This is a genomic window from Paraburkholderia lacunae (genome assembly GCF_003353175.1).
In the GTDB taxonomy this organism is placed as follows: domain Bacteria; phylum Pseudomonadota; class Gammaproteobacteria; order Burkholderiales; family Burkholderiaceae; genus Paraburkholderia; species Paraburkholderia lacunae.
In genome coordinates, this window is the sequence record NZ_QHKS01000035.1 from 16680 (window position 1) to 29269 (window position 12590).

The 12590-nt window shown below is 60.4% G+C and carries 10 protein-coding genes and 2 pseudogenes; 11 read left to right on the forward strand and 1 reads right to left on the reverse strand.

The genetic code is table 11. From position 1 onward, the window contains the following. The first annotated feature begins 239 nt into the window (after nucleotides 1–239). Together DLM46_RS33615 and DLM46_RS33620 are read left to right on the forward strand one after the other, a co-directional pair. The gene (locus tag DLM46_RS33615; RefSeq protein ID WP_115108241.1) at nucleotides 240–809 is read left to right on the forward strand and encodes a YdeI/OmpD-associated family protein; all 570 of its coding nucleotides are present in this window, start codon (nucleotides 240–242) and stop codon (nucleotides 807–809) included. Between the two features lie 158 nt (nucleotides 810–967). Beyond that, nucleotides 968–1396 (forward strand): annotated as a pseudogene (locus tag DLM46_RS33620) (transposase); the annotation flags it as partial. Nucleotides 1397–1943: 547 nt separating this feature from the next. Here the strand turns inward: DLM46_RS33620 and DLM46_RS33625 are convergent. Continuing rightward, on the reverse strand, nucleotides 1944–3167 hold the full coding sequence (locus tag DLM46_RS33625; protein ID WP_115108242.1) for a S53 family peptidase: 1224 nt from the start codon (nucleotides 3165–3167) through the stop codon (nucleotides 1944–1946). Between the two features lie 460 nt (nucleotides 3168–3627). Here DLM46_RS33625 and DLM46_RS33630 point away from each other — a divergent pair, with 460 nt between their 5' ends. From DLM46_RS33630 to DLM46_RS33670, 9 genes and pseudogenes are all read left to right on the forward strand, one after another. After that, a complete protein-coding gene (locus DLM46_RS33630; protein WP_115108243.1) occupies nucleotides 3628–4332 on the forward strand; it encodes a hypothetical protein in 705 nt (234 codons plus the stop codon). Nucleotides 4333–4672: 340 nt separating this feature from the next. Beyond that, entirely contained in the window at nucleotides 4673–5044 is a 372-nt protein-coding gene (locus tag DLM46_RS33635; RefSeq protein ID WP_115108244.1) for an HAD family hydrolase, read from the forward strand. Nucleotides 5045–5097: 53 nt separating this feature from the next. Continuing rightward, the gene (locus DLM46_RS33640) at nucleotides 5098–6678 is read left to right on the forward strand and encodes a methyl-accepting chemotaxis protein (RefSeq protein ID WP_115108245.1); all 1581 of its coding nucleotides are present in this window, start codon (nucleotides 5098–5100) and stop codon (nucleotides 6676–6678) included. Between the two features lie 359 nt (nucleotides 6679–7037). Further along, nucleotides 7038–7511 (forward strand): hypothetical protein, encoded by a 474-nt coding sequence (locus tag DLM46_RS33645; RefSeq protein WP_133300423.1) that lies wholly within the window; start codon nucleotides 7038–7040, stop codon nucleotides 7509–7511. A gap of 160 nt (nucleotides 7512–7671) precedes the next feature. Beyond that, a pseudogene (locus tag DLM46_RS40690) lies at nucleotides 7672–7947 on the forward strand (M20 peptidase family dipeptidase); the annotation flags it as partial. 75 nt (nucleotides 7948–8022) lie between these two features. After that, nucleotides 8023–9312, forward strand: a complete 1290-nt coding sequence (locus DLM46_RS33655) for an MFS transporter (RefSeq protein WP_115108250.1) — start codon at nucleotides 8023–8025, stop codon at nucleotides 9310–9312. A 389-nt stretch (nucleotides 9313–9701) separates the two neighbouring features. Beyond that, nucleotides 9702–10913, forward strand: a complete 1212-nt coding sequence (gene sctQ, locus DLM46_RS33660) for a type III secretion system cytoplasmic ring protein SctQ (protein ID WP_115108252.1) — start codon at nucleotides 9702–9704, stop codon at nucleotides 10911–10913. A 3-nt stretch (nucleotides 10914–10916) separates the two neighbouring features. Then, nucleotides 10917–11585 carry a type III secretion system export apparatus subunit SctR gene (gene sctR / locus DLM46_RS33665; protein ID WP_115108254.1) on the forward strand — a complete coding sequence of 223 codons (669 nt, stop codon included), beginning with the start codon at nucleotides 10917–10919 and terminating at the stop codon, nucleotides 11583–11585. Then, entirely contained in the window at nucleotides 11582–12400 is an 819-nt protein-coding gene (locus tag DLM46_RS33670; protein WP_115108256.1) for a lytic transglycosylase domain-containing protein, read from the forward strand. The genes sctR and DLM46_RS33670 overlap by 4 nt, the downstream gene beginning before the upstream one ends. The last annotated feature ends 190 nt before the right edge of the window (nucleotides 12401–12590 follow it).

The following is a 12590-nucleotide window of genomic DNA, read 5'->3' on the forward strand; positions in this document are numbered from 1 at the left end:
GACGAGGAAGGCGCTTGACGACCCCAAGCGGTCGTCGCCGGAACCGATGGCAATGGCAGATGTTGGCGGGAAACCGGTCAACTGGATGCTCCGCCAGGAAAGACCTCCATCTTCCCTCCGATGGATACACGCTGAATTGTCGATAAATCGGGTATTCCCAAATCCGCGCAAATCGGTAATCTGCGAGGTTTCAGTGAACGAAAAGTCTCGCCGCCTGAATGCAACCATTCGGATCCTCCATGACTGAGCCTCGTCTGACATTCCTTGACCAGAATGAATGGGAAAACTGGTTGACGCAAAACGGCGGTACCTCGACCGGGATATGGCTGCGCCTTGCCAAAAAGGGCGCCGGGCAGCCAACCTTGACTTACGAACAGGCGCTGGAAAGTGCCCTGTGTCATGGCTGGATCGACGGTCACAAACAGACTGAAAGTGAAGAATACTGGTTGCAACGCTTCACTCGACGCTCCGCAAAAAGTATCTGGTCCAGGCTCAACAAAGACCGGGCCGAAGCGCTGATCGCCGCACACAGAATGCTTCCTCCGGGCATGCGAGAAATCGAGAAAGCCAAAGAGGATGGCCGCTGGGAGACTGCCTATACGTCGGCCAGCAACTCGGTCGTGCCGGACGACCTGCAGGCCGCACTGGATGCCAATCCCAAGGCCCGCGCGTTCTTTGCGACGCTGAACGGCCGAAACCGCTACGCCATCCTGTTTCGGATACAAAATGCCAAAAAGCCCGCAACACGGGTGCGCAAGATTGAGGAGTTCATCGGCATGCTGAATCGCGGCGAAACCATTTATCCCTAGACCAGGAAGTTCGACAGGCGACGAACGTCGCCGGACGATGCCGCGCTCAGGGCGGGCAACCCGCAGCGCTCTCCACGCCTCAGCGCTGGCGAGCGTCGATCAATGCTGGCTTACGGTTTATTTATCTCTTTGGCCGCTATTCGCGCGTGACCGGCCGTTTCGTCTACGTTGCCGAAGATGATGAGTACCGTTGCCCAGCGCAACAGCGACTCACCTGGCGTTTCACAAACATCGAGCACGGTATGAACTTGCATTGCTACTCGAGTTCGGCTTGTGCTACCTGCGCAATCAGAAAGCAATGCACATCCGGGAAGCAGGCCCGCCGGATAAAGCGCTGGGAGCATGAGGACGTAGTCGAAGCAATGCAGCAGCGACTCGACCATCATCCAGAGATGATGCGCATACGCCGTCAGACCGTGGAGCATCCGTTTGGTACGCTCAAGTTCTGGATGGGCGCGACGCACTTCCTGATGAAGACACGCGAGCATGTCAGCACCGAGATGAGTCTGCATGTGCTCGCATACAACCTCAAGCGCGTCATGGCGATCTTAGGCACTGCGGAGTTAATGCAAAAGATGAGGGCCTGAGGAGAGGCCTTACATCAAACCGGCTGCACCACGGCGAACCGGAGAGCTTCTGGGCTCGTCGACGAACCTTCGCATTCTGACCGGCCTGAAGGTCCTCCAACCATACAGCGGGCTAAAACAGCCGCCAATGGCCGTGATCGACGGTGCGAAGTCATCGAGCCACATCGGTTGGCGTTTTTACACAGGCTGGATCCGAAGCTGACCGTCGACGCGTCACACCGGAGATGGCAGCTATCAAAAGCAAAGCGGCCGCTACGTAGAATCAGAACAGCGGCTTTACGCCATGCGGCGTCGAGGTGGCCGACCATCGCGACGGTCGCGCCAGTCGATGCCTCACTTCAGGGGACGAGACCGAGAGGGATACGCGTCGGACCAAGGCGAATTCGTGAATAACGCTTCGTCTCGTTCTCGCGCGATGGCAGCGAAACTCGCCCGAATGGTGCATCGCGCCTGGAAGTCGTTGGCTGGTCACGGAGCCGGCCTCAAGGGCCAATCTGATTCCCACCAAATGTGACGGGAACCAGATTCATAGACACTGCGCACAGGATCACGGTTGGTTAACGAGTGCCTGAACTAAATTCAGCGCTTGCGCAGAGCCGAGGCCCGTCACATAGTCGTATCCGCCACTAGCGTTGCAGATCGCACCGCAGGTGCCGTTGTTGCCAGTCGTCACGTCGTGGTAGTCGCTGCCATACTCCGATAGTCCGGCCGTATAGAGCCGGCTGTACGTACCGCCGAGGTGTGATTTGCCCGCCGCCGCACGAATCGAATTCGCGATGGCGAACAGTGCTGCCCATTGCGGTGCGCCGGCACTGGTGCCACCGACCTGGAACCAGCCTGATTGACCTTGATAGGTGACCGAGTCGTAAACGGCGAATCCCGAATACGGATTGCCGTTGTAGCTCACATCGGGAATGCCACGGTGGCCCGCATACGGAATGGGCCATGCTGCCTGCCCGGACGGCTCCGGCTCGTAGGCGCTCACCCCGCCACCACTGCCACTCCAGGCGGTTTCACTGACGTAGTTACCAGACGCGTCGGAGGATAGTGTTGTGCCGCCAACTGACACGACGTACGGCGACGCCGCCGGGTATTCCGCACCATTGCCGCTGTCGCCCGACGATGCGACGAAGGTAACGCCTGATCTCGCGCTGAAATGGCCGTCGAAGCTCCCTTCCGAACTGAACTCAACGCCGCCGAAGCTCATCGAGACAACGGACGCACCATTGTTGACGGCAACGTCGACGGCCTTCATCAAGTCGCTGAAACTGCTCGATGCGGCCTCGACCAGGATGATCTTCGCGTTCGGCGCGATCGCGTGCGCCCATTCGACATCGAGCGATATTTCAAGCGACCAGCCCGAATCGGTTTTAAGCCTGCCGCTGCTCGCGTAGATCTTCTTGAAGCAGCCGTTCGCGGTGGTACAGGCGGGCAGCGAGAAGGTCGAGTTGAATACACCTAGATCCGACTCGATCTTCGGGTCATCGAACGCGTCGACGATCGCGATCACCATGCCGTCGCCCTGGTTCGCGATAGTGTCGAAGCCGTACGCGTGCCGTATCGACGTGGGCGTCAGTCCAACAACGGATGTGGCGGAGGCATGATGTGCCTTGTCGACGTGAAAAGGCGGGCGCGCAAAGCCCTCCGGAACACGAGTGCCTTCGACGTACGATGTAGATTGTCCGTCGCCCTGGGCGAGCGCTAAAGTGGACGCGAAGGCCGGCAGGCACACAGTCGTTATCAACATCGACGACAACAAACGGTTCTTCATCCGATGATCTCCTCGCTAATCACGTCGACAACCCGGCACCAACTGGTATAACGGCTTTTTGTCGCTCAAACTTTAGGCCGACCACCTGAGGGCGGCGGCGGTGAGAACGGGCTTGCCATCAGCCGCCGCATTCACAGAAGTCGCAAAGTTGTCACCGTCCTCGCGCAGTCCCTTGTGGTGTCGATCCTCCTGCGATCGAATCCGTGCAGTGGCGATATTACCGGTAACGGTGCGCTCGAGAGTGTGTGATAGCGCGCACTTCGCGCCCGTGCTCGTCCCGCCTTGACTCGACTGACGTGGCATGCAGAGGCACTTTTTGTCAGGCGGAGCGGACGTTCGAACGTCCGCGTTCGTGTCCAGGCGAACGTCTCAAACTGGCCCGATTTGCGCCGAAGTGATCCCTTGGAATCGTTACAATGGTCCAGATGAATCACCCCCTCAACTGCATCGAGTGCGAGACATGCTGACCTCCTATTTCTGGAGTGGCGACGCCATCCGCAGTCGACGCGTGAGCGACATCGTGCTATCAGGCACGGTCGACGTGCCTGTGCCCCCTGCTCGTCTGCTTGCAGATTGGGAAAGGGAGACATCGTCGCGCCTGGCCCTGGAGCCCGGGGACGTCGAGGTAATGCCTTTGGCGCGAGCACGGGCGCGCTGGCCGGACTACACGCGCTGCGTGCAGGCAATGTCCGATTGGACCTGCGCGCTTGGACTGCACGCGGTGCTTGCCTCCAGTGACGTCGCTCTCATGGCCTGCCGCGGCGCGAAGTACCACCATGACGGCGCGCAATATGGTGGTGCGGCCTTCTGCAATCTCTTCCTTAGCGAGGACAGAGGTCTGGACTTGCATTTTCCCTCTTTGGGCCATCGCATTCCTCTGACCTGGGGAACGGCTGTGATATTCGATACGGGCCAGCCTCATGGCGTAATTCAGCGCAGCAGCAGCGGTTTTAATGTGGCCGACTTCGCGCCGGACCAGGATTACATCCAGATATTCCTGACCTGGGAGCTTCCCATCGAAGATGCCCATGTCGGACATGCACTTAAGGTTGCCTTCGACGTCGCCCCTTCGACCTCGTTTCAGCTGAATGAAGAGCAAGTCAGGCTCAACGGCGAACAGGCCATTGTTTGCCCAGACTCTGGTCGTTGGTGCCGGGTTGGCTAATCGTCAGGGCAACACCGCGGTGTTGCCCCCGAAAGGGCGGACAGGCTCGTGCTCAGCGCGATCGGCGAAAGTCGACCCTCAAGAGATATACAGAATTCCCGAAAGCGGCCATTCAACCGAACCAAGCGTTTGCTTCGATGTGCGATGTCAGTAATCAAGGTTGGCTGAATCAGCTTCATTAGAGTTCGTTGGCATCTTGACCTGCAAACCATGCAACTTGCTTTTCAGACGCCCTCTTACAAATTCAGATATTTGCCGAAATATTTTTTCACTGCGGCTTCGTTGTATTTGTCCTCTCCGCGCCAGTGCTCCATGAAATGCCAGTCATGCCTTCCTCGCGATGGTCTGCCATAAGACGACGGTTGCAGGATACCTCAAGCACGATCCGCGTATATTCGCGTGGATCTGCGCCGAGATAGGTGTCTCCTCTGCTGACGTTGTGATGGTTGGAGATACGTTCTCTACTGATTACGTCGGCGCGACGTCGTTTGGCATGCTTGCGTTTCATCTTGATAGGGTTGGGGTCTCGAGACTCACCGCGGAGATTCTCAGACGGCCGTCGATGCATCCATTGCGAAGATGGGCTCCGCCCGAGGTGACTGCCTTATACGGATATCCTTACTTGCATTTCTGGGATGGCTCATCGAATAGTGCCTTCAGCGGTCGGCGTTTGCAGCCGTATACCAGTAGTGAGGTAGTGAGCGAACTCTGATAGTCCGTATTGTCAGCGGGTATTTTTCCCTTTAGTTATTGAAGAAAGCGACTATGCCGACGTTTATTTCCAACCTGCCCATCGCCAAGCGACTGGGGGCGGGCTTTGTTCTGGTGTTGATCATGTCGATGATCAGCATCGTCATAGGGCTTGCGCGCCTGTCCTCTGTGGCGCAGGCAACCCGCGATCTGGTTGCCAATCCAATCCAGACCGAGCGGCTTGTCAACGACTGGTCGCGCAATATCAATACCGCAGTCACCCGCACGACCGCGATTGCCAAGAGCGCTGACCCTGGCCTTGCCAGTTACTTTGTGGAAGAAGCAACAGCTTCGTCCAAGGTGTCGGGAGCGTTGCAAAAGTCGATAGAAGCTTTGATGACCACCGACGAGGAAAAAACCTTGTTTGCCGCAATTGGTGAACAGCGCAAAATTTTTATCTCTACCCGCGACCAGATCTATGCACTGAAAAAGTCGGGCAAAGCCGAGGAGGCGAACCAGTTGCTGGAGCAACAGTTCATACCCGCTTCCAGGCTCTTTGTGGCGAAAGTTGACGCTTTAGTGAAGCACCAGCGCGAAGAAATTGACAGGGTGGCCACGCAGATCGAGGCCAACTACGAATTCAGCCGCACGCTGATGATCGCTCTTGGAGTGGTCAGCCTGTTGCTGAGCATGGTGTTTGCGTGGCTGATCTCCGGCAGCATCACCAGGCCGCTGGTAAAAGCCACCGGGGTGGCCCGCCAGGTCGCCGAGGGCGATTTGACCGCCCGTATCGATAACCACAGCACCGACGAAGTCGGCCAGTTGCTCAACAGCCTGAGAGACATGCAAACCAGCCTCGTGCGCGTTGTCTCCAACGTCCGTTCCGGCTCGGAAAACGTGGCCACCGCCAGTGCCGAAATCGCCCAGGGCAACGACGACCTCAGCTCCCGTACCGAAAGCCAGGCCAGCGCCCTGGAGGAAACCGCCGCCTCCATGGAAGAGCTCAGCTCCACCGTGCGCCAGAACGCCGAGAATGCCCGCCAGGCGAACCAGTTGGCCATGAACACATCTGACGTCGCCGTCCAGTGTGGCGAAGTCGTCAATCAGGTCGTGGAAACCATGAAAGGTATCAACGACAGCTCCAGGAAAATCGCCGACATCATTGGCGTCATCGACGGCATCGCCTTCCAGACCAACATCCTCGCCTTGAACGCCGCGGTGGAATCAGCCCGTGCCGGTGAACAGGGCCGCGGCTTCGCGGTAGTGGCCAACGAAGTGCGCAGTCTGGCCGCACGTTCCGCCGACGCGGCCAAGGAAATCAAAAAGCTCATCAGCGCCAGCGTGGAACGCGTAGCTCAGGGTTCGGCCCAGGTCGAGCAGGCCGGCCTCACCATGACCGAAGTCGTCCGGTCCATCCACCGCGTCACCGACACCATGGGTGAGATCAGTGCCGCCAGCAACGAACAATCCCTGGGCGTGGCCCAGGTCGGCGAGGCGGTCACCCAGATGGACGAGGCCACCCAGCAAAACGCCGCTCTGGTGGAAGAAATGACCGCCGCGGCCAACAGCCTGCGCAGCCAGTCCCACGAACTGGTACAAGTCGTCTCGATCTTCAAGCTCGACGGCAGCGCACGTCTTGCCACGTCGCTGGGTTGAGGGAGATCGACGCATCCTTCTGGAGCTGCCGGAGAATCGCGCGATCGACACGGTTGGTCAGGGTGCGTGAGTGGTGTGGGTCCAGTTGATTCGTGCGTTCTTTTATTGTGCAAATTGGCATCTACACAAAATTTTTAGACATCAATGTCTTGATGATATTTCGTAAAGTAAGTATTGGATATTTTCTTCGCAATCTGATTTCGCATCAAACTCTTTACACTTTGAATCAGAACTGCAACGGCTGATCCATTCGGTCGGCTTCACGAAGCGATGAACGCGAGTCTGCTGATCCGCCTATTGTTGATCGCCTCTAGCTTGTCAGGTGTTTTGAAGGGACGTTGACCTTTCCGGAGGATGCAATGGGTAGCCTGGATTCACACGATATGTCGAGCGCGGATTGGGACTGGATACTGCGGGCATCGGAATTCACGCAACTGTGCATCGTCGTCGACTGGAGCATTCCGACTTCGGTTGCACGCGCGCTGGCGCAGCGTTTCGCCGCCGTGTCCCAAGTCTCGATGCTGCGAATTCCGGAGCCGGTATCTCTGCATCGAGAATGGATCGAATCCAGCGAACGCGAGACATTCTCCGGGACTATGGCGACGGGGGATGCCGCAACATCGATGCGACAGTTATCCCGGGCCGTACAGCTGTTGCTGTGGTCCAGTGTGCCGGAAGAGCTGGATTGGTTCGGCGGTGTTCATGGGCAGCCCGTCTTGCACATGCGCTATCGAATCGATGCGGACGAGGCGTCGGCAGTTCGGCTCGGAATCGAGCGAGTCTTTGCTGTTCTCCGCGCAGTCGTCCTGCGCAACGTGGCGACCGGTTATTGACCGAATCGGGTGTATGGGCAGCAGGTTCACTGCCAAGCCCTGACTGCTCCGCCCGAAGCGTTCTCGAGTTCCTCGACGGGCATCGTGCTGAATGTTTCGAGCGCGCCTGACAGGAACCTGCCGCGCAGCGATTGCAACTGGACACTGCGCAGTTGCATGGCCGTGGGTCAACTGGGCGCTCGATTCAATTCAAGCTACGACCGGCAAGAAGGTGGACCTGCTACCTAACCTCGGCGGCTCAATACCCAACAGCGCGTTTGCCGATGTCCTCGGCTTACCGACGCTCTGGATTCCCCATTCGTACGGCGCTTGCTGCCAGCACGCCCCCAATGGACACCTGCTCGGCAGCATTGCCCGTGAGGCTCTGCAAATTATGGCTGGCTTGTTTTGGGACCTCGGCGAGGACGGTGCCGACATTCTTGCCCGGAGGCCATGACAGTAAAGGATTGACGGACTGGTCTGAACTTGCGCCGTCGAACGGGCAAATCGATTTCTCTTTATGGAGCATGTCATGGATACACCCGCAAGCGTGAGCACCAGCCTTCTTTCTCAACCGACGAAGACCAGGTTCTATCTAACCATATTCGCTGCGACTATCGGAAACGCTTTGGAATGGTTTGATATCCTGATTTATGGATTCTTTGCAACGACAATTGCGAAGACGTTCTTTCCGGCATCCAGTCCCGCGCTATCGCTGCTGGTAACGCTTGGCACTTTCGGCATTTCCTATCTTGTTCGACCCATTGGTGCTCTGGCACTTGGCTCCTACGCCGACCGGCACGGCCGGAAAGCGTCGATGCTGGTATCGATCATGATGATGATGGTCGGCACACTCGTGATCGCCGTCATGCCGGGATACGCATCGATCGGCGTGGTTGCACCTATCGCCGTGCTGGTTGCCCGGTTGCTGCAGGGTTTTTCCGCGGGAGGCGAGTTTGGAAGTACGACCGCGTTTCTGGTTGAGCAGGCGCCGCACAGAAGCGGCTTTATGGCGAGCTTCCAGTTCGCGAGCCAGGGACTCAGCTATCTGCTGGCCGCAGGGTTCGGCGCGGTGCTGACCAGCACCCTGGATACGGCATCCATGGAATCATGGGGCTGGCGCGTTCCGTTTCTCTTTGGAATTCTGATCGGGCCAATCGGACTGTACCTTCGCAAACAGATGAAGGAAGAGCGTACCCCGGACAATTCGCCTATCGCGCGTACGCCTGTCAGAACTGTTCTAGCGCAACAGAAGCTGCGCATGCTGCTCTCGATCGGCGTGTTGGCCGTGTCGACTGGCACGAGCTACGTGATTCTTTATATTCCGACCTATGCGGTCAAGCAACTCCATATGCCGGCGACCTTCGGATTCACCGCGACTGTGTTGACGGGTGCGATTCTGATGCTCGTACCGCCGTTCGTCGGCCTCCTCTCGGATCGGGTGGGCCGAATTCGCTTGATGGCGGCCTCTGGCGTGATCTTCACGTTGTCGATCTACCCGGTGTTCGACGCATTGATCCGTCATCCGAACCTGGGCGCGTTAATGGCAATGATGGCGTGGATCGGTCTGCTGAAAGCCGTGTATTTTGGCGCGCTGCCCGCGTTGATGGCAGATGCCTTTCCGAAAGCAACACGCGCTACCGGCATGGCAGTCAGTTACAACATTGGTGTGACAGTCTTCGGCGGGTTCGCGCCGTTGATAGTCGATTCTCTAATTCAACTCACCGGCAACAAGCTTTCACCTGCCTTGTACCCGGCATTTCTCGGCGCACTGAGTCTTGCGGCCTTGTGGAAATGCAAAACCGCTTTGCGGTTGCGCTGAGTCCGACATCCTGCGAATTGACTTGCATCCTCGGAACATGCCCTCCTCAAAACAACGTCAGAGTGCCGCCGTTATTCCGGGATCTGATGGGCCCCGGGGCCGAACTCATCAACCAGTGCCGCGCAGCCCGCGAAAAATCGTGACGCGCCTTCAATCGGCGCGCTGCCGAACGCGTGGCATTTCGTAGAGACAACTCAAACCCGCGCACCACAGCGTCCCGAAACTACGAATTGCCGCACCGCAGACACCATGCCCCGTCAATACAATCGACTGTCGAACCTGCTGATCCGCTCCTGACCATCCGTTCTCCTTCCGCCGGCTTGCGCGATGAACAACTCGATCCTGCCGCGCGCGCGCGGTCTTTCCGCTGAGCCGACGACCCCGCCTGAATGGGTCCGCTGATGCGACGCGACGCGCTCATGCCGCCCGCCGGACTCGCGACACCCTCCGCGCTCGACGCTTCGCCGCTCCTGCCTCGCCTCACCGTTGCGGCGGCCCGTGGGCTCACGCGCGCCTACACCGCGCAAGCGCCGCTTGCGGTGACGATCGGCACGACGCCGTATCAGCTCGCATGGCGCACACATGCCGCGCCCGCTGACGATGCGCGCGCGTATCGTTTTGCGGTCGGCCCCGCGCACGGCACGCTCTGGATCGACACGCTCGCGGAACACACATGGCTTGGCGACGCCGCGCACGAAGCCGTGCCCCCCGTGCTGCGCTGCGCGCTGCTGGCGGACCTGTGCGCCGGCATGATCGCAGGCTTGCAGGCGCTCACGCGGCAGCACGTCGAACTACTGCCACCGCCCGTCGGCCAGCCTTTTAATGCGCCCGCCGCAGCCGCCGGCCAGGCGTCCGAACCGTTTGCCGCGCGCGGCTGGCGCACGGACCCGGCCGCGCTCTGCTTCGAGTTGAGCCGCGCCCAGGACGGCTGGCGCTGTCACGGCGCCCTCACGTTCGACGCGCCGGACGCGCTCGGCGTGTTTTTCGGCGGCGCACCGGCGCCGGCTGCCGGCGCGAGTACAACCTACGCGCAGCTGCCGGTGCCGCTCACGTTTGAAATCGGCCGCACCGAACTGACGGTGGCGGAACTCTCGGACGTCGTGCGCGGCGACATCATCGCGATCGAGCGATGGCGCGCGAAAGGCCAGAACCTGCTTTGCTCGGCGCGCGTACCCGGTGCACCCGGATGGGAAATCGAGGGGCGGCCGGCAGGCAACCGAATCGTCGTCGAACGAATCAAGGAGATGCCGTTGGAACAGTCACAATCGCCTGACAACTCGCCCACGTCGCCCACATCGGCCACATCGGCGGCCGGCGCGGCCGATGACTCGCCGCAGCAAGCCGGCGCGCGCCAGCTCGATACGCTCGCCATCGACCTGGGCTTCGAGTTGCCGTCCCGCTCGATGCCGCTCGCGGAACTCGGCGCGCTGCAGCCCGGCGCCGTGATCGAAATGGAACAGGGCATCAACCAGAGCGTCATCCATCTCGTCGCGAACGGCATGCTGATCGGCACGGGCACCCTGATCGCGGTCGGGCAGAAGCTCGGCGTGCGAGTCACCGCGATCAATCCGCCGGCGCCGCACAACGCACGCGAGCGCTAGGCGATGGGCAATCTGCCAAATCCCGTCGCGCTGGTCGCGGTCATCGCCGCGCTCGGCATTGCGCCGTTCGCGGCGCTGATGGTGACGAGCTACACCAAGCTCGTCGTCGTGCTCGGACTGTTGCGCTCCGCGCTCGGCATCCAGCAGGTGCCGCCGAACATGGTGCTCAACGGCATCGCGTTGATCCTCTCGCTGTTCATCATGGCGCCCGTCGGCATGACGATCCGCGACGGTCTGCAACAGCAGCATTTCGATGCGTCGGGCCAACTGTCGGTCGCCGACGTGACGACGCTGGCCGATTCCGCGCTGCCGCCGATCAAGGACTTCCTCGTCTCGCACACACGGCTGCGCGACCGCGAGTTCTTCGTCAAGACGGCGACGAGCGTCTGGCCGAAAAACCGCGCCGACGGCCTGAAAGACGACGACCTGCTGGTGCTCGTGCCGAGCTTCACGCTCGCCGAGTTGACGAAGGCATTCCAGATTGGCTTCGTGATCTACATCGTATTCATCGTCGTCGATCTGCTGGTCGCCAACGTCCTGCTCGCGCTCGGCATGCAGATGATCTCGCCGACCACGATCTCCGTGCCGTTCAAGCTGCTGCTGTTCGTCGCGCTCGACGGCTGGTCGCTGCTGGTGCACGGCCTGGTGTTGTCGTATCGGGTGGCGGGATGAAAACGGCGCCCGGCGCATGGCTGCTGCAAGCGCTGCTCGCCCCGCTGTTCGCCCTCCTGTGCGCGCTGGCCGCGGCCGGTTCCGCGCACGCGCAGAGCGTGACCAACACCGGCGACACGTTCTCGACCCTCGCACGCGAATGTGCGCCGAACGTCGATCGTGAAACGCTTGCCGCGCTCGTGCGCACCGAATCGGGCTTCAATCCGTATGCGATCGGCGTCGTGGGCGGGCATCTGCTGCGCCAGCCGGCGACGCTCGCCGTGGCGCTCGCCACCGCACGCGAACTCGATGCGCAAGGCTTCAGCTACAGCGTGGGTCTCACGCAAGTGAACAACCGCAATTTCGCGCGCGCGGGCGAGACCGTCGAGTCGATTTTCGAGCCATGCCGCAATCTGCGTGCCGGCGCAGCCGTCCTCACCGAATGCTTCGCCCGCTCGCGTGGAGCAACGCCGAACCCGCAGCAGGCGCTGCGCGCGGCGCTGTCGTGCTACTACAGCGGCAATTTCACGACCGGGTTCGAGACGGGTTACGTGAGTCGCGTCGTCGCGAACGCACGGGTTCAGTCGGAGGGCGGCGGCGTTCAACCGATACCGGTGGTGCGGGACGCTCCCGCTGCGCCGCGTAGCCCAAGCCTGCGAAGCGCGCCGCTTGCAATGCAAAGCGCAGCGCAGCATCCCGCCGGCGAAAACGGCTTGCGCACGAACCGCAACAGCGCGTCCGCCTGCCGTTCCCGCGCACCGGTCGTGATGACCTGTCGCGGCCTGTCCGTCGTGCAAGCGCGTGCGATGTGCGTGCGCTGCCTCGACGCGCGCTGACAGCTGCGGCTCCCACACGTCAGCGCCCATCCTGCCGGCAATTCGGCACATTTCGTAGATCGCGCTCGCTGCGCCGCCCGCACCCCGCATCACGCTACGAAACACGATACGGCCAGCGGCGCGGCACGTCCTTACACTCGAATGAGCACTGCACGCGCGGCGCCTGGACGCGCACGCCTGTATGCGTCAC